This is a genomic window from Kitasatospora sp. NPDC096147 (assembly GCF_044763225.1).
GTDB lineage: Bacteria > Actinomycetota > Actinomycetes > Streptomycetales > Streptomycetaceae > Kitasatospora.
Genome location: NZ_JBIWFX010000007.1, coordinates 140920 through 157814, shown reverse-complemented (window position 1 = coordinate 157814; position 16895 = coordinate 140920). Strand labels below are relative to the sequence as shown.

The following is a 16895-nucleotide window of genomic DNA, read 5'->3' as shown; positions in this document are numbered from 1 at the left end:
GTTCCCTCCCCGGAGTGTCGTCGTGACTGTACGCACCGCGGCCCGGCCCGGCCAAACCGGCCGGACCGGACCAGCGGACGCGGGTCGCTGTCAGCGGCCCTCGAGGCCCGCGCGCAGCTGCTTCAGCGTACGGCTGAGCAGCCGGGAGACGTGCATCTGGGAGAGCCCGAGCCGCTCGCCGATCTGGGACTGCGTCATCTCCTGGGTGAACCGCATCGACAGGATCAGGCGGTCCCGCTCCGGCAGTGCCGCGACCAGCGGCTGGAGCGAGACCAGGTCCTCGACCATCCCGAGCCGCTCGTCCACCCCGCCGATCCGGGCGGCGATCGCCCCCGGGCCGTCCTCGTCCGGCCCGGCCGGGACGTCGAGGGAGTCGGTGCTGTGCGCGTTCGCCGCCGTCATGCCCTCGACCACCTCCTCCTGGGAGATGCTCAGGTACTCGGCCAGCTCGGCCACCGTGGGCGCCCGGTCCAGGCTCTGCGAGAGCGCGTCCTGGGCCTTGGCCAGCGAGAGCCGCAGCTCCTGGAGCCGGCGCGGCACGTGCACGGCCCAGGTGGTGTCCCGGAAGTGGCGGCGCAGCTCGCCGAGGATGGTCGGTATGGCGAAGGTGGTGAACTCCACCCCGCGCTCGGGGTCGAAGCGGTCGATCGCCTTGATCAGGCCGACCGCGCCGACCTGCATCAGGTCCTCGGTGTTCTCCCGGTGCGAGCCGAACCGGCGCAGGGCGAACCGCACCAGCGAGAGGTTCAGCTCGACCAGCGAGGACCGGACGTAGGAGTACTCCCGGGTGCCCTCCTCCAGGGCGGCCAGCCGTACCAGCAGGACCCGGGTGAGGTCGCGGGCGTCGGTCGGCGCGACCTCGGCGAGGTCGCCGACCTCGGCCAGTTCGGGCGCGGCGTCCCGGGGGCTGCGCGGCGGAGCCACGCGTACCCGGTCCTCCTGCTGGGCGGGCGCGGTTACCACCAACTGGTCACCGATCGCGGCCATGTCGATCCTTCCCCTCGGCTGTCGGGTCCGACGCCCGGCTACCCGGGATTCCGGAGCCCATGCGCGGATCGGATGTGAAGTTTCGGTGAAGGGGTTCGGGGGCGGGCCGGCTGCGGTCCCAGCGGAGGTGGAGCACGGCGAGGTCGTCGGTGTGGCGGCCCGCGTTCAGCTCCTGGGTGCGCGCGATCAGCCGGTCCACGTGGACGGCCGGGTCGGCCGGGGCCGAGGCGTTGATCAGGGCCAGCAGGCCGTCCACCCCGAGCCGCTCCCCGCTGCCGCCGTCGTGCCCCTCGGTGAGGCCGTCGGTGTAGAGCGTCAGGGCGCCGGTGCCGGGCAGCGGGACGACGGTGCTGGGCCAGTTCCGCAGGCCCGGCAGGATGCCGAGCGCGATGCCGTGGGCGGCGCTCACCTCGCGGGTGCCGTCCGGGGTGGTGATCAGCGGTTCGTGGTGACCGGCCAGGTGCAGGGTGGCGGTGCCCCGGTGCTGGTCGAGGGTGAGCAGGGTGCAGGTGGCGAAGTGCGAGTCGCCGTCCCGCTCGGCGACCAGCACGCGCTCCATCAGGTGCAGCAGCTCCTCGCCCCGGTGGCCGCCGAGGATCAGCGAGCGCCAGGCGATCCGGAGCAGCACGCCGAGTGCGGCGGCGTCCCGGCCGTGCCCGCTGACGTCGCCGACCACCGCGTGCAGCAGGCCGTCGTCGCCCTCGACCACGTCCAGGAAGTCGCCGCCGAGCAGGGCCATCGCGGTGCCGGGCAGGTAGCGGCTGGTGACCTGCACGGTGGAGGTGCCGAGGATCGGCGGCGGGAGCAGGCCGCGCTCCAGCCGGGCGTTCTCCTCGGCCCGCAACCGGATCGTCCGGGCCTCCATGGCGGCCCGCTCGGTCCGGCTGCGGTAGACCGCGTAGCGCAGGGTGCGGCGCAGCAGCTCGGGCTCCACCTTGCCCTTGACCAGGTAGTCCTGGGCGCCGGCGGCCATCGCCTCGGTGCCGGCCCGGGCCTCGGAGAGGCCGGTCAGGACGATCACGGCGTGCTCGGGCGCGAGCTCGCGGACGGCGGCGGTGCCGGCCGCGTCGGGCAGGTGCAGGTCGAGCAGGACGCAGTCGATCCGACGGGTCGTCAGCAGCCGCTTGGCCTCGGCCAGGGTGGTGCTGACGGTCAGTTCGAAGCGCAGGCCGGTGTCGAGCAGCAGTTCCTCGACCAGCAGGGCGTCGGCGTCGTCGTCCTCGATCAGCAGGACCCGGTAGAGCGGCTGCTCCTCGGCTGTGCCGGGCACGGTGGCGGCGGTGGTGGTCATCGGGCGGGCCGCTCCGCGACCGGGCCGTCGGCGGCGGGAGCGGGGGCGTCGGCGGAGGCGGCGGGGGCGCCGGCCGCGAGGGTGAAGGTGATCCGGGTGCCCTCGCGGTGCTCCGGGTCGACGGCGATGGTGCCGCCGTGGAACTCGACGATCTTCCGGCACATCGCCAGACCGATCCCGCTGCCGCCGTAGACGTCCTTGGTGTGCAGCCGCTGGAAGATCACGAAGACCTGCTCGGCGAACTCCGGGCCGATGCCGATGCCGTCGTCGGTGACGGCGAAGTGCCAGCGGCCGTCCGCCTGCGCGCGGGCCGAGACGTGGATCACGGGGTGGGCGCCGGGGCGGCGGAACTTGACCGCGTTGGCGATCAGGTTCTGCCAGAGCATCCCCATCTGGGTGGGGTCGGCGATCACGGTCGGCAGCGGGTCGTGGGTGATCACCGCGCCGGCCTCCTCGACGGCGACGCTCAGCGCGTCCAGGGTCCGTTCCAGGGTCTTCTCCAGGTCCACCTCCTGGTGGCTCTGGTGCACCCGGCCGACCCGGGAGAACTCCAGCAGGTCGTTGATCAGCACCTGCATCCGGTTCGCCCCGTCCACCGCGAAGCCGATGTACTGGTCGGCGCGGTCGTCGAGCTGCCCGCCGTACCGGCGCTGGAGCAGCTGGGTGAAGCTGGAGACCTTGCGCAGCGGCTCCTGGAGGTCGTGCGAGGCCACGTAGGCGAACTGCTCCAGCTCCGCGTTGGACCGCTGGAGGTCGGCCGCCTGGGCGTCCAGCCGCATCCTCGCCTCCTCGGTGAAGGACAGCTCCCGCACCAGGCTGAGCCGCATCGAGTCGATCTCCTCGCCGAGCCGCCGCAGGTCGGCCGGGCCGGCGGTGCTGACGGGGTGTCCGAAATCACCGCCGGTGACCCGCCGGGTGTCCGAGCCCAGCCGCTCCAGCGGCCTGGTCACGCCCCGGCGCAGGCCTTCGAAGGCCAGCACGGTGAGCAGCAGGATGACCACCGCGATGGCGCCGAACAGCCAGTTCCGCAGCCGCATGGTGGACAGCAGGTCGGTCCGGGCCCGGGCCCGGTCCGCGCTCAGGTGCTCCTGCTGGCGCTGGAGGCCGGCCCGGACGGCGTCGAAGCCGGCCTTGCCGGCGGTGGCCGAGGCGGCGGCCTCCGGCGAGGGGGTGCCGGGCGGGGATTCGGCGATCGGGCGGGCGGTGTCCTGCTGCCAGGCGGCGACCGCCGTGCCGAGCGCGGCCAGGTCGGCCAGCCCGGTGTCGTTGCCGCGCAGCAGCTCGGCCAGCCGGGCGGTGTACGCCCGTTCGTCGGCCAGGCCCTGCTGATAGGGCGTCAGGAAGACCGGGTTGCCGGTCAGGCCGTAGCCCCGGATGCCGGTCTCCTGGTTGAGCAGGGCCGCCTCCAGGCGGAACGAGGTGGACATCGCCGGGGAGCGCACGTCCACCAGCTCGGTGCTGAGCATCTGGGTCCGGTCCAGCACCCAGAACCCGGCACCGCCCAGCAACGCCAGTGCCGCGAGGGCGAGGGCGACGCCGCTCCGCAGCCAGCGCCGGGTGGTCCATCCGGCACCCGGCCCGCTGTGCGGAGGCCTGCGGTCGTCGGGCATGGTTTGAGCACCTCCAGTACGGGCCATCCGGGAGGGGGGCCCGCGCATACTGTAGGGCCATTGCGACAACGGTTGTTGTCGTGGCTCCGGAAACCCGCCTAGAGTGGGCGTCATGCCTGGCAAGAACTTCGTGCTCCGATCCAGCACCGAGGAGACGGCGGCGATCGCCGAGGCCGCCGTGGACCGGCTGGCCCGGCGCCTGGTCCTGCACCTGCTGGAGCCGACCGGAGCCGGGGCCGCCGCCCCGGCGCTCGGCCTGGTGCACGTCCTCGACCGGCTCCGGCTGGCCGCCGAGCACCTCCAGCGGGAGGCCGCCGTCACCGCCGCCCGCGCCGGGGCCGGCTACCCGCAGCTCGGCGCGGCCTGCGGCCTGACCCGCCAGGGCGCCCGACGGCGCTGGCCGGGCATCTACGACCATTCCGATGAAGCACCCACGGAGACCTTGATGATGACCAGCCCCGCCCGTGCCTTCGACGTCCTGCTGGTCGAGGACGACGAGGCCGACGCGATCCTCATCGAGGAGGCGCTGGCCGAGCGCGGCGCCCGCAACCTCGTCCAGGTGACCGACGGCATCGCCGCTCTGGAGCACCTGCGCGCCCCCGGCACGGTACGGCCCGACCTGATCGTGCTGGACCTCAACATGCCCCGGATGAACGGCCGCGACCTGCTGCGGGTGCTCAAGACCGACGAGGACCTGCGGTCCATCCCGGTGGTGGTGCTCACCACCTCCGCCGCCCCCGACGACGTGGCCGGCGCCTACAGCAGCCACGCCAACGCGTACGTCACCAAGCCGGTCAACCTGGCCGAGTTCGAGCGGGCGGTGCAGAGCATCGACGCCTTCTACCTCGACACCGCCACCCGCCCGCCCCGCGACTGACGGACGGTCGGCACCGCATGGCACCACCGGTCGCGGGTAGGCGGGGCTCCGGCCACCGCCCCGGCGAGCCGCGACCGGAGCACGACACCGGCCCGACGGGCCGTCAAGGACACGAGGACGAGCGCATGGCGTGGAGCGACCACCTGCACCGGCTGTGGCGCGTGGCCACCTCGGCGCCGGACGTGACCGCGCTGACCGCCGAGCTGTTCGGCGCGCTGGGCGGGGAGCCCGGCGTCCTGGTGGTGGCGGGCGCCCGGTGGGGTGCGGACCGCCGGGTGCGGTACCTGAGGATCAGTCACCCCGGTGACGCCGAGCCGCGCTGGGAGTACCCGGACGGCGCACTGCACGCACCGCTGCCCGCCCCGGTCACCGACGGCCCGCCGGTCCACCGCTCGGACCCGGGCGCGCTGGCGGCGGCCGGCCGCCCGGAGGCGGCCGAACTGGCGGCGAGCGGCGCGGCACTGGCCGTCCAGGCGGTCTTCCCGCTGAGCGACGGCGGCTGGGGCACCATCCTGCTGGGCGTCGCCGACGAGTCCGCGGCCGACGCCGCCGCGGACTGCCTGGCCCAGGCCGCGGACGTGGTCGCCTGCTGCGAGCAGCGGCTCTCCGACCAGCACGGGCGCGAGGAACTGCTGGCCCGGGACGCCATCCTGGCCGAGGCCTCGCTCCAGATGGGGTCCTCGCTGGACATCGGCGAGACCCTGCAGCGCGTGGCCCGGATCGCCGTCCCGGCGGTGGCCGACGGCTGCCTGGTCCACCTGTACCGGGACGGCGCTCCGGCCGCGGTCGCCCAGGTGCACGTCAGCGCGCGGCGGCAGGCCCGACTGGTGGCCATCGACCCGGCCGACCCGTGGCTGGCCGCGCTGCTGGCCCGGGCCTCCCGCAGCCCCGGCGGGCTGCTGCTGGGCGAGGCCGAGCTGGCCGGCGGCCCGTTCGGTCCGGGCTCGGAGGCGGGGCCGATCCGGGCGCTGACGGTCGATCCGCTCCGGGCCCACGGCCGCGCGCTCGGCACCCTGACCTTCCTCTACGACCGGGACCGCGTCCCGCAGCCCGCCTTCCGCGCCGACCTGGCCACCCGGGCCGCGCTGGCGATCGACAACGCCGCCAGCTACGAGCAGCGCCGGCAGGACGTGCTCTCGCTCCAGCGGCACCTGCTCCCCGCCCGGCTGCCGGAGCTGCCCGGCCTGGAGCTGGCCGCCGCCTACCGGGTCGCGGACGCGATGCTGGAGGTCGGCGGCGACTTCTACGACGTGGTGGCCGCGCCCGAGGGTCGGACCGCGCTGCTGATCGGCGACGTCTGCGGGCGTGGTGCGCCGGCCGCCGCGCTGACCGGCCTGGCCCGGCACACCCTGCGCACCGTGCTGGAGGACGGCACCGGTGCGGGCCCGGCGCTGACCCGGCTGAACCGCACGCTGCACTCCGCCGCCACCTCACGGTTCGTCACCGCGCTGGCCTGCGTGCTGGAGCCGGTGGACGGCGGGCTGCTGGTGCACGCCGCCAACGCCGGGCACCCGCCGCCGCTGGTGCTGCGCACGGACGGCACGGTGGACGAGGTGCCGGCCCGGGGCCTGCTGCTCGGGGTGCTGGAGCGCTCCGCGTACGAGGAGAGCACCGTCCGGCTGGCGCCGGGCGACCGGCTGGTGATGTTCACCGATGGCCTGACCGAGTCCCGGGACGCCGGCGGGGTCTTCTTCGAGCAGCACCTGAAGGCCCGGCTGGCGAAGCTGCGCGACCTCCCGGCGGCCGAGCTGGCCGAGCGGCTCGCCTACGAGGCGACCGAGTTCACCGCCTCCGGGACCGACGACATAGCGGTCCTGGTGGCCGGCCTCACCCCACCCCCGTCCGCCCCCGCACTCACGCCCGCTGCCGGAGCAGCACCGGGAGGAACCACCCGATGATGAAGGACCCCGCCCTGATGCTGGTGGTGGAGGACTCCGAGGAGGACTCCGAGGCGATCCTGCGCGCCCTCACCCGCTCGCACCCGCTGCTCCGCCTGGAGTTCCTGGCCCGCAGCGAGGCGGCCCTCCCCCGGCTGCTCGACACCACCCGGCCGGCCCCGCTGCTGGTGCTGCTCGACCTCAACATGCCCGGCCGGGGCGGGCACGGCGTGCTGGCCGACATCCGGGCCCGGCCCGAGCTGGCGGAGGTGAAGGTGGTGGTGTTCACCTCCTCCACCGCCCCGGCCGAGGTGGACGCCTGCTACGCGGCCGGCGCCGACAGCTACGTCTACAAACCCGTCAACTTCGAGCTGTTCCAGACCGTACTGCGCGGCGCAGTGGACTACTGGCTCGGCGCGGGCGCCGCCTGACAGCCGGGGCGGGCACGGCGTGCCGGCCGACATCCGGGGCCGGCCCGCTGCCGGGCCCGGAAGGTGCTCCCGCAGCGCCCGGACGGCACCACCGGCGAGGCGGCCCCGGCACCCTGACGGTCCGTCGGCTCAGCCGCCGAGGGTGAACCAGACCTCGGTGCCCCGGCCCGGCTCGCTGTCCAGCCAGAGCAGGCCGCCGTGCCGCTCGACGATCCGCTTCACCACCGCCAGGCCGACCCCGGAGCCGCCGCCGCGCTCCTCCCGGTGGTGCAGCCGCCGGAACAGCTCGAACACCTCCTGCTGCTGGTCGGCCGGGATGCCGATCCCGTTGTCCCGGACCACCACCGCCCGCACCGGTGCGGTACCGCCCGGCGGCACCCGCTCCGCCACCGCCAGCTCGACCGTCCGGGGCCCTCCGTCGGCCGCGTACTTGGCCGCGTTCACCAGCAGGTTGACCAGCACCTCGTGCAGTCGGTCCCGGTCGGCCGTCAGCTCCGGCAGCGCGGGCGGGCGGACCACCGTGACCCGCTGCTCGGCCAGCCGGGGGCCGGCCACCTCCAGCGCCTCGTCCAGCGCCTCGTCCAGCGCGACCGGCACCGGCCGCAGCCCGGCCCGGCCGAGCCGGGCGAAGTGGAGCAGGGAGTTGAGCAGGTCGTCCATCCGGGTGGCCAGCCGCTGGACGGTGGCCAGCCGGCGCCGGGAGGTGCCGTCCAGCCGGTCGCCGGCGTCCTCGGCCATGAAGGCCGCCGCGTTGGCGATGCCGCGCAGCGGCTCCTTGAGGTCGTGCGCGGCGGCGTGCGCGAAGGAGTCCAGGTCCTCGTTGAAACGGGCCAGTTCGGCGTTCAGCCGGGTGAGTTCGGCGGTGTGCGCGAGCAGCCGGCCGGCCACCGTGCGGCCGAGCTCGCGGGCGGCCACCAGGTCGGCGGTGCGCCAGGGCTCGCTCCGGCCGCGCACGGTGGCCTCGAAGACCGCCGAGGAGCCGCGCGGGGTCAGCCGCTCGCCGCGGCTGCCGACGTTCACCGGGCGCTGCGGGTCGGCGGCCCAGCGGCGGGTGACGGCCCGTTCGCCCCGGTACCAGAGCAGGTAGTCGCCGGTGCCGCCGAGCGGGGCGAGCATCACCCCGCTCGGCGGGACCGGACCGGCCGGGTCCGGGGCGCCGTCGGCGCCGTACAGGTCCTCCAACAGCCGGTCGGTGGACCAGACTTCGGCCGACCCGGCGGCGGCGGCCCGCTCGGCCAGGGTGGCCAGCAGGGTGCCGGGGAGGGCGTCCAGGTCGCCGGTCGCCACCCCGTCCCGGTACAGCACCACCCCCTGGGCCGCCACCAGCTCGCGGAGCGCGTCGCCCTCGTCGTGGACGAAGGCGGCCAGGTCGGTGGAGAGCCGCTCGCAGGTGTGGTCGACCGCCGCGCGGGCGGCGTCGGAGGCGGCGGACCGCTCCCGCTCGGCGATCGCGGCCAGCTGCATCGAGAAGGCGATGCCGAAGAACTCGCAGGCGGCCCGCAGTTCGGGCGACAGCCGGTTCGGCCGGTCCCCGTGACAGGCGATCAGACCCCAGAGCCGGTCCTCGAAGAGGATGGAGACGGACATCGAGGAGCGCACGCCGATGTTCCGCAGATACTCCAGGTGGAAGCCCGAGACGGTCCGCAGCACCGAGCCGGAGAGGTCCAGCGGCCGTCCGGTGGCCGGGCGGGTGGGCGGCTCCAGCCCGACGGTCGGGTCGTCGACGTCGCCGATCACCCTGATCCAGTTCTCCCGGTAGAGCCGGCGGGCCTGCGGCGGGATGTCGGTGGCCGGGAACCAGAGGCCGAGCCAGGGCTCGCGGCCCGGCGCCGCGTCCTCCGCCAGCACCTCGCCCGGACCGTCCTCGCCGTCGAAGCGGTAGGCCACCACCCGGTCGAAGCCGGTCAGTTCGCGCATCTCGTGCACCGCCGCCGCGCAGGCCTCCAGCACGGTCCGGGACTTCCGCAGGCGGTTGAGCGCCTGCCGCACGCCCCGGTAGAACCCGTCGAGGCGGAACGGCGGCTCGGCGCGCGGTTCGAACTCCAGCACCAGCAGCCCACCCGTGCGGTGCACCGTCACGTCCACCGGCCACGGCTCGCCGCCCGCCGTCAGCACCATCGGCAGCACCCCGGCCGCCCCGCCCTCGTCCTCGGCCACCGCGCGGGCCTCGGCGTACTGCTCCGCGCCGAGCAGCTCCTCGGCCGGCACGCCCGGCAGGCTGCGGCCCGGGTGGCCCAGCAGCCCGGCCGCGTTGGCGGCGGCGGTGTCCACCAGGCCGGTGGCCGGATCGACCGCGAGCAGCGTCCCGTACGACTGGACACCGCCCAGCAGGTGGATCTCCTCGCGCACGCAGGCGGACAGGTCGAAGGCGCCCTCGACCACCTGCTCGGCCGCCACCTCGCGCTGCGACAGCCAGCCGTCGGTCTCCACCACCACGCACCTCACCGCTTCCGGCCGGACGGGTACCGGCACCTGACGCATCCTCGCACCGCCGGGCCTCGGCGGACGTCCGGCCCTCCGCACGTGGCGGAGGGTCAGTCCGTCCCGGGCGGGGTGAAGGTGGCGGTGACGGTCTTGCCGTCGGACTGCGGGTGGGTGCGCCAGTCGTCCGCGAGGGCGGCCACGATGCCGATGCCGCGACCACCGGTGGCCGTGGCGTCCGGGGCGCGGACCACCGGGAGGACCGGGGAGGAGTCGTGGACGCTGACCTCCAGGGAGCGGCCGTCCCAGGTGAGCACCAGGCTGGCGTCGCTGCCCGCGTGGCGGTGCGCGTTGGTGATCAGCTCGGAGACCGCGAGCAGCACCGAATCCGCCGTGTCGGGCGCGTGCTCCGTCCAGCCCAGCGCGCGCAGGTGCTCGCCGGTCCACCGCCGCCCCGCGCGCACCCCTCCGCTGACCGGGAACGACCTGGCCCACCCGGTCGCCCGCATCGACTGATCACCCATCACTCCGCCCTCCGCTCCAGCTCACTGACCCTCCCTCGCCTACCCCGGACCGCCACCCGGACGCACGGGGAGTGGACCGGCCACGGCCGGGTAGGCGGCCCGGAGCCCACCCTTCCCGGCGCCGGGGCGCGGTGGAACCTCCGGAGCGGAGACGTCGATGGCCACCCCCTGTGCCCTGCCCGTGGCGACAGAGCTGTTCGCCGATCGCTACCACGTCCGGGAGCGGCTCGGCAGCGGCGGGGCCGCCGACGTCCTCCGGGCCCACGACCACCACTCCCGGCAGGACGTGGCCCTGAAGGTGCTCCGGCCGACGGCCGAGGAGGGCGCCGCCGAGCGCTTCGTGCTGGAGGGCCGCGCACTGGCCGGGCTCGACCACCCGGGCCTGGTCACGGTGCACGACGGCGGCAGCTGGGGCGGCCTGCACTACCTGGCGCTGGAGCTGGTCGAGGGCCCGACCCTGCGGCAGCTGCTGGCCCGTGACGCCCTGTCACCCGCCTCGGTCGCCGGCCTCGGCGCCGCCCTGGCCCGGACCCTGGCCTTCGTCCACGGCCACGGCATCGTCCACCGGGACGTCAAGCCGTCCAACGTCCTGCTCGACCGCCACGGCACCCCCCGGCTCGCGGACTTCGGCATCGCCCGGCTCCCCGGGGACGCCGAGCTGACCAGGACCGGGCTGGTGGTCGGCACACCCGCCTACCTCTCCCCCGAGCAGATCCGGGGGCGGCGGGCCCGGCCCGCCTCGGACGTCTACGCGCTGGGGCTGGTGCTGCTGGAGTGCCTGACGGGGCGTCGGGAGTACGGTGGCGCCCCGCTGGAGGCCGCAGCCGCCCGGCTCCACCGGCCGCCCCGGATACCGGGCCGACTGCCGCACTCGCTGGCCCGGCTGCTGCGCCGGATGACCGCCACCGAGCCGGACCGGCGGCCCTCGGCCGACGAGTGCGCACGGACCCTGGCCGAGCTGGCGGCCGTCCCGGCCCCGCCGCAGCGCCACCGCCACGCCCGTCGGCCCGAGCGCCGGCCGGTCGCGGTGCTGACCGCCGCCGCGACCACCCTGCTGTCGCTCACCGGGCTGACGGACCTGGCCGGGGCGGCGGCCCACGGTGCGGCACCGGCCGAGGCGGTGGGCGCCCGCCGGTGACGGTCCGTCCGCTCCCAGCCGGGTGGGTGCTGCGGGACGGGCGGACGGGTGCGCACGGACGGCGGGCCGAGCCGAGCCGCCGTCAGGACCAGGCACGGCGGTAAGCCGACCGAGGGGCAGGGCCGGCACCGGGGCACCCGACAGCCGGACGCACGGACGGGCACGGCCGACGGCTCGGTGGAGCGCGCTCGGTCCGGCCGAGCCGTCGTCAGGACCGGGCGGCCACCGCCTGCTCCACGTCCGGGTACAGGCCGAAGACCCCGTCGACGCCGGTGATCCGGAGCATCCGGGTGAGGTCGCGGTCGGCCCCGGCCAGGGCGAACGGCGCCCCGGCGTTCACCGCCACCCGGTAGGCGGCGACCAGGGCCGAGAGCCCGGCCGAGTCGCAGAACGACAGGCCGGAGAGGTCCAGCACCAGGGGGAGGCCGGCGGTCGGCTCCAGGGTGGTCAGGGTCCGGATCAGCCGGGGCGCCGTGTGGTGGTCCAGCTCTCCGTCCGCGACCACCACCACCGCCCCGCTCGGATGGGTGTGGACGGACGTGGCGAGGGTGTAGTCGGGCACCGGAACTCCTGACAGGGCCCGTACCGACGGGCGGGCGGATGGGTGGGCGATCGGGGTCTCCGAGGTTCGGAGCAGAGGCTCCGTGCAGAGGCTCGGTGCGGGGGCTGAGTACGGGGGCTGAGTACGGGGGCTCAGTGCAGCCTCGCCGCCAGCAGCGCGATGTCGTCGGTCTTCGCCTTGCCGAAGTCGGCGAGCAGCCCGTCGCACAGCTCGTCCAGCTCCTGCGAGGAGGCTGACACGGCGTCAGCGAGCTCCCGCAGGCCCTCGTCCAGGTCCTCCCCGGCCACCTCCACCAGACCGTCGGTCAGCAGCAGCAGGGTGGAGCCGGGCGGCACCTCGTGGGTGACGGGCGCGGGGTGCGGCAGGTTGAGCCCCAGCAGGATGCCGTGCTCGGTGAGGTAGCGGGTGGAGCCGTCGGGGTAGCGCAGCAGTGGGGGCAGGTGCCCGGCGTTGGCGATCCGCACGCGCCGGCCGCCCGGCTCCACCAGGACCAGGCAGACGGTCGCGGTCATCGCGGGCCGCAGCCGCACCAGCAGGGCGTCCAGCCGGTCCAGCAGGGTCTGCGGGTCGTGGCCCTCGATGGCGTAGGCGCGCAGCGCGTGCCGGAGTTCGCCCATCACCATGGCGGCGTGCAGCGAGTGGCCGGCCACGTCGCCGATGGCCAGCAGCAGGCCGGCCGGGGTCTCGATGGCCTCGTAGAAGTCGCCGCCGATCTCGGTGTGGGCGGCGGCCGGCTCGTAGCGGACGGCGAGGTCCACGCCCTCGACCTCGGGCAGCCGGTCGGGCAGGAAGGTGCGCTGGAGGGTCAGCACCAGTGCGTGCTCCTCGCTGCGCACCCGCACCGCCTCCAGGGCGAGTCCGCAGGTGTGGCCGAGCTGGGCGAACAGGCCCCGGTCGTCCGGGTTGGCCAGGGCGTCGGCGTCCACCAGCAGGGCGACCGGCGGGCGGCCCTGCTTGGTGCGGGCGAGCAGCACGGCGACGTCGCCGGGCAGCAGGTCGGCCACCGGGCCGTCGAGCCGGGCGGCCAGCTGCTGCCAGTCGGCGCGGGGCAGCACGGCCGTCTCGGCTCCGGTCGCGTCGCCGAGCACCCGGTCGGCCAGTTGGTCGAGCAGGCCGACCGGTGCCCGGGAGAGCCGGGGCGGGGCGTCGCCCTCGCGGCCCGGGCGGTCGGCCGCCGCCAGGTGCAGGGTGCCACCGTGCGGGCTGAGGGCGAGCGCGAGGGCCGGGGAGTCCATCAGGGTGGCGGTGCCGGCCGCCGCCCGGGCGGCGAACGCCTCGGCGCCGGTCACCTCGTAGACCGCGAGCGTGGTGCGGTTGAGGGTGGTGACCCGGGTGGCCAGCCGTTCGGCCCGGCGGCGGGCCCGCGCGTAGCGCAGCACGGCGGTGACGGTGGCCAGCAGCTCGGTCGGGGCGATCGGTTCGGTGAGGTAGGCGTCGGCACCCCGGTGCAGGCCCTGGGCGCGGTCCGCGACCTCGATCGCGGTGGCCGAGACGTGCACCACCGGGATCGCCGCGGTGCGCGGGTCGGCCTTGATCCGCTCGCACACCTCGAAGCCGCTCATGTCGGGCAACCGGACATCCACCACGGCGAGTTCGGGCAGCTCGCGGTCGTCGGCGGCGGCCAGCATGGCCAGCGCCTCGGTGCCGTCGCGGGCCTCCAGCACGGTGTGGCCGTGGCGGGTCAGGCGGCTGCGGATCAGGTACCGGTTGACGTCGTTGTCGTCCAGCACCAGGACGGTGGCCGCGCCGTCGGTGCTGTGGTCGGCGGTCACCGGACGGCCCGCCCGTCCAGGGCCCGGACCGGCGGCGCCGCGAAGGCGGTGGCCAGCTGCTGCGGTGCGAGGGTGCGCTTGTCGAGCACCGCGCGGGCGTGCGCCAGCCGGTCGTGCTCCAGGACGGACGGGTCGGCCGAGGTGATCACGACGACCGGGAGCTGACGGAGCGTCGGGTCCGCCGCGAGCTGGGCCAGCACCTGGTAGCCGTCCAGGTCGGGCATCTGCAGGTCGAGCAGCACGGCGTCCGGGTGCTCGCGCCGGACGGCCTCCAGGGCCCGGCCGCCCTCGGCCACCTCGATGACCCGCTCGGCCACCTGGTCCAGCAGCGGCCGGACGACCGCCCGGTACGCCTCGTCGTCGTCCACCGTGACCAGCACCGCGACCCGGCCCGGCGGGTCCTGGGCGGGCGGTTCCTGGGCGGGTGGGCCGGCCGGCAGCCGGACGGTGACGGCGGTGCCCTCGCCGGGGGTGCTGGTGAGGGTGAGGGTGCCGCCGAGCAGGCCGGCGAGGCGGCGGGCGTAGGGCAGGCCGAGGCCGGTGCCGGACCGGCCGCGCTGGTGCGGCCCGCGCACCTGGTAGAACTCCTCGAAGATCCGCTCCTGCTGGTCGGCCGGGATGCCGACGCCGGTGTCCGTGACGGTGAGCACCAGCTCCCCGTCCTGACCGGTCGTCACGTCCAGGGCCACGGTGCCGCGTTCGGTGAACTTCAGCGCGTTGGAGAGCAGGTTGCGCAGGATGCGGGTGAGCATCACCTCGTCGCTGACCAGCGGCGGTGCGGTGCTCGGGTCGGCGATGGCCAGGGTGACCTGCTCGGCCGGGCCCACCGCCCGCAGGGTGCCGCGCAGTTCGCCGAGCAGCGCCCTCAGGTCGACCCGGGACCAGGCCGGCTCCAGCCGGCCGGACTCGGCCTTGGCCACGTCCAGCAGCTCCTCGACCAGGGTCAGCAGGGTCCGGCCGGAGGCCGCGATCAGCCCGAGCTGCATCCGCTCCTCCTCCTCGAAGCGGCCCTGGTCGCCGTCCAGCAGCAGACCGGCCAGGCCGACCACCGAGTTGACGGGGGTGCGCAGTTCGTGGCTGACGTTGGCCCAGAACCTGGTCTTGGCCTCGCTCGCCTCGCGCAGCAGGCGGGACTTCTCGTCCAGCTCCGCGTAGAGCGCGACCACGCCCCGGTTGGTCTCCTCCAGCTCGGCCGAGAGCTCGGAGTAGAGCGCCAGCACTCCCCGGTTGGTCTCCTCCAACTCCTGGTTCAGCCGGTGGAGTTCCTCGCGCTGGGCGCGGGACTCCTCCAGTGCGGCGATCAGGTCCCTGGTCTGTGCCCGGGCATCCTCCGCGCCCGAGGAGCCGGCGTGCGCGCTGAGCACCTCGCGTGCCCTTCCGGTCAGGCCGGCCGCTGACGTGCCGGAGATGAGCAGGGGCTGTTCCACCGTCAGGTGTCCGGTCTCCGGACCTCCGTCCCGGCGTATCCGCACCAGGCGCGCGGCGGCGCCCAGCGCCTCCCGGCCGGGACCGGGGCCGCCCTGCCAGCGCAGGGTGACCAGCAGCACGGGCGGGGCCCCGCCGCTGACGGTGAACTCCACCGTCAGGGCGGTGGCCGCCAGCAGGTCCCGCCCCAGCTCGCTGAGGGCGGTGGCCAGCCGGATCTGGTCCTGGTGCTCCACGCCGTACAGCTCGGCCACCGACCGGCCGCAGCGGCGCAGCGCGAAGGTGTCCTGCTCGGTGGCGACCGGGACGGTCATCAGGTGCACGGCGGCGGTGTCGTCCTCGGTCACCACGGCCCCTTCGCCACCAGTACGCCCGCGTCGTCCCGGCGCACGGCGGCCTCCCGGAGCAGTTGGGCCGCCGCCACCAGCGGGGTGTGGTCGAGCAGGCCGGGCAGGTCGTCCGAGCGCCAGCGGTCGGTCAGCCCGTCGGAGTGCATCACCACCGCGCTGCCGGCCGGGAGTTCCAGCTCGACGGAGTGCAGGGGCGGGAGGTGGTGACCGACGATGCCCGGGGCGGAGACCAGGGCGCGCCGGGTGCCGGCGGCCGGGTCGAGCAGATAGGTGCTGACGTTCCCGACGCCGCAGAACAGCAGGCGGCGGGCGGCCGGCCGGATCAGGGCCACCGCCACCGCGCCGCCCCGGCCGCCCCGCAGGGCCCGGTGGACGTCGGCCAGCACGGTCTCGGGCCGGACGGCCCGGGACTCGTGGAAGGCGGCCACCGCGTCCTGGGACGCGCGGGCCGCCAGCGGGCCGTGGCCGAGGCCGTCGCAGAGCATCACCAGCAGGGCGTCCGGATCGGCCGGGCCGGTCGGCCGCGCGGTCGGCGCCGGGCGCAGCCCCGGACGGTCCGGCCCGGGGCTGCGCCCGGTCGGTCCGGACGGCCCGGTCAGCCCGGTCAGCGCGGCCCAGCTGAGGGCCGGGGCGGCGGTCGCGCGGTGGGCGGCGACGGGCTCGGCTGCCTCACCGGCCACCCCGCCGGCGGCCGGTCGGGCGGCCCAGGCGTCGCCGCAGATCTGCTCGCCGCTGATCGGCCGGGTCAGCCCGGCCACCGGGGGCCCCTGCTCGGCGCGGGCGCGCGGCCCGGCCGGGCGGGCCCAGAAGCGGGCCGCCAGCACGGTGCCCCGGCCGGGCAGCGAGTGCAGGTCGAAGGAGTCGGCCAGCCGGGAGATCGCGCCCAGACCGATCCCCAGGGTGCCGGCCGAGGAGGTCCCGTCGGTCAGGGCGTGCGGCACGTCGGCCATGCCGGGGCCGGCGTCGACCGTGACGAACTCCAGCCCGGCCTCGGACGGGGTGCGGACCACCCGCAGCAGCAGCGAGCCGTCCACCGCGTGCCGGCACAGGTTGGTGGCGGCCTCGCTGACCGCGAGCGCCACCTCGGCCGCCCGCTGGTCGCCCAGGCCGATCCGGCGGGCCAGCGCGGCGGCGGCGCCCCGGGCGGCGGCGGGCAGCGAGGGCTCGTCGCGGTACCAGGCCACGTCCTCACTGGCCGTCAGCACCGGTCTCACCGCGCCCACTTGGTCACCGACACCAGCGTGCCCCGGCCCGCCTCGGTGTCCAGCTCGAAGTCGTCCACCAGCCGGCGGGCACCGCTCAGGCCGAGGCCCAGCCCGCTGCCGGAGGTCCAGCCGTCGGTCAGGGCCAGCTCCACGTCCGGGATGCCGGGCCCGTGGTCCTCGAAGACCGCCCGCACACCGAGCCGGGCGCCCTGGCGGACCAGCCCCGCCCGCAGCGTGCCGCCGCCGCCGTAGACCAGCGTGTTGCGGGCCAGCTCGCTGGCGGCCGTGACCAGCTTGGTCTGGTCGACCAGCGAGAGCCCGCAGCGCTGGGCCAGCACCCGGACGGACTGCCGGGCCCGGACCACGTCGTCGTTGGACCGCACCGGCAGGCTCTCCTGCGCGCCCTCGGGGGCGGGCGCGAAGCC

At 75.8% G+C, this 16895-nt stretch carries 14 protein-coding genes; 4 read left to right on the top strand and 10 right to left on the bottom strand.

Annotated features, from left to right (window positions below):
- Positions 1–90 precede the first annotated feature (90 nt).
- From ACIRBX_RS22895 to ACIRBX_RS22885, 3 genes are read right to left on the bottom strand one after another with little or no spacing between them, the layout of a single operon-like run.
- A complete protein-coding gene (locus ACIRBX_RS22895; RefSeq protein ID WP_402298934.1) occupies positions 91–987 on the bottom strand; it encodes a SigB/SigF/SigG family RNA polymerase sigma factor in 897 nt (298 codons plus the stop codon).
- Positions 971–2278, bottom strand: a complete 1308-nt coding sequence (locus ACIRBX_RS22890) for a PP2C family protein-serine/threonine phosphatase (protein WP_402298933.1) — start codon at positions 2276–2278, stop codon at positions 971–973. Before ACIRBX_RS22890 ends, ACIRBX_RS22895 begins: the two co-directional genes overlap by 17 nt.
- On the bottom strand, positions 2275–3888 hold the full coding sequence (locus tag ACIRBX_RS22885) for an ATP-binding protein (protein ID WP_402298932.1): 1614 nt from the start codon (positions 3886–3888) through the stop codon (positions 2275–2277). Before ACIRBX_RS22885 ends, ACIRBX_RS22890 begins: the two co-directional genes overlap by 4 nt.
- Before the next feature lie 112 nt (positions 3889–4000).
- Here ACIRBX_RS22885 and ACIRBX_RS22880 point away from each other — a divergent pair, with 112 nt between their 5' ends.
- The 3 genes from ACIRBX_RS22880 to ACIRBX_RS22870 all read left to right on the top strand — a co-directional run bounded on the left by ACIRBX_RS22880 (position 4001) and on the right by ACIRBX_RS22870 (position 7073).
- Positions 4001–4765 carry a response regulator gene (locus ACIRBX_RS22880; RefSeq protein ID WP_402298931.1) on the top strand — a complete coding sequence of 255 codons (765 nt, stop codon included), beginning with the start codon at positions 4001–4003 and terminating at the stop codon, positions 4763–4765.
- A 125-nt stretch (positions 4766–4890) separates the two neighbouring features.
- A complete protein-coding gene (locus ACIRBX_RS22875) occupies positions 4891–6663 on the top strand; it encodes a PP2C family protein-serine/threonine phosphatase (RefSeq protein WP_402298930.1) in 1773 nt (590 codons plus the stop codon).
- The gene (locus ACIRBX_RS22870; protein WP_402299222.1) at positions 6663–7073 is read left to right on the top strand and encodes a response regulator; all 411 of its coding nucleotides are present in this window, start codon (positions 6663–6665) and stop codon (positions 7071–7073) included. The genes ACIRBX_RS22875 and ACIRBX_RS22870 overlap by 1 nt, the downstream gene beginning before the upstream one ends.
- 129 nt (positions 7074–7202) lie before the next feature.
- Here ACIRBX_RS22870 and ACIRBX_RS22865 read toward each other — a convergent pair whose 3' ends face one another.
- Both ACIRBX_RS22865 and ACIRBX_RS22860 read right to left on the bottom strand, forming a co-directional pair.
- Positions 7203–9545 (bottom strand): ATP-binding protein, encoded by a 2343-nt coding sequence (locus ACIRBX_RS22865; RefSeq protein ID WP_402298929.1) that lies wholly within the window; start codon positions 9543–9545, stop codon positions 7203–7205.
- Between the two features lie 62 nt (positions 9546–9607).
- Positions 9608–10018, bottom strand: a complete 411-nt coding sequence (locus ACIRBX_RS22860; RefSeq protein WP_402298928.1) for an ATP-binding protein — start codon at positions 10016–10018, stop codon at positions 9608–9610.
- Positions 10019–10175: 157 nt separating this feature from the next.
- On the opposite strand from ACIRBX_RS22860, the gene ACIRBX_RS22855 reads away from it, so the two are divergent.
- Positions 10176–11156: a serine/threonine-protein kinase gene (locus ACIRBX_RS22855; RefSeq protein WP_402298927.1), complete on the top strand. Its 981-nt coding sequence runs from the start codon at positions 10176–10178 to the stop codon at positions 11154–11156.
- Positions 11157–11364: 208 nt separating this feature from the next.
- Here ACIRBX_RS22855 and ACIRBX_RS22850 read toward each other — a convergent pair whose 3' ends face one another.
- From ACIRBX_RS22850 to ACIRBX_RS22830, 5 genes are all read right to left on the bottom strand, one after another.
- Positions 11365–11718 (bottom strand): STAS domain-containing protein, encoded by a 354-nt coding sequence (locus ACIRBX_RS22850; RefSeq protein ID WP_402298926.1) that lies wholly within the window; start codon positions 11716–11718, stop codon positions 11365–11367.
- A gap of 131 nt (positions 11719–11849) precedes the next feature.
- Positions 11850–13490 (bottom strand): SpoIIE family protein phosphatase, encoded by a 1641-nt coding sequence (locus ACIRBX_RS22845; protein ID WP_402298925.1) that lies wholly within the window; start codon positions 13488–13490, stop codon positions 11850–11852.
- The gene (locus ACIRBX_RS22840; protein ID WP_402298924.1) at positions 13487–15262 is read right to left on the bottom strand and encodes a hybrid sensor histidine kinase/response regulator; all 1776 of its coding nucleotides are present in this window, start codon (positions 15260–15262) and stop codon (positions 13487–13489) included. The genes ACIRBX_RS22845 and ACIRBX_RS22840 overlap by 4 nt, the downstream gene beginning before the upstream one ends.
- Complete coding sequence (locus tag ACIRBX_RS22835) at positions 15259–16488, bottom strand: ATP-binding SpoIIE family protein phosphatase (protein ID WP_402298923.1); 1230 nt, start codon at positions 16486–16488, stop codon at positions 15259–15261. The genes ACIRBX_RS22840 and ACIRBX_RS22835 overlap by 4 nt, the downstream gene beginning before the upstream one ends.
- The gene (locus tag ACIRBX_RS22830) at positions 16476–16859 is read right to left on the bottom strand and encodes an anti-sigma regulatory factor (RefSeq protein WP_402299220.1); all 384 of its coding nucleotides are present in this window, start codon (positions 16857–16859) and stop codon (positions 16476–16478) included. Before ACIRBX_RS22830 ends, ACIRBX_RS22835 begins: the two co-directional genes overlap by 13 nt.
- Between the last annotated feature and the right edge of the window lie 36 nt (positions 16860–16895).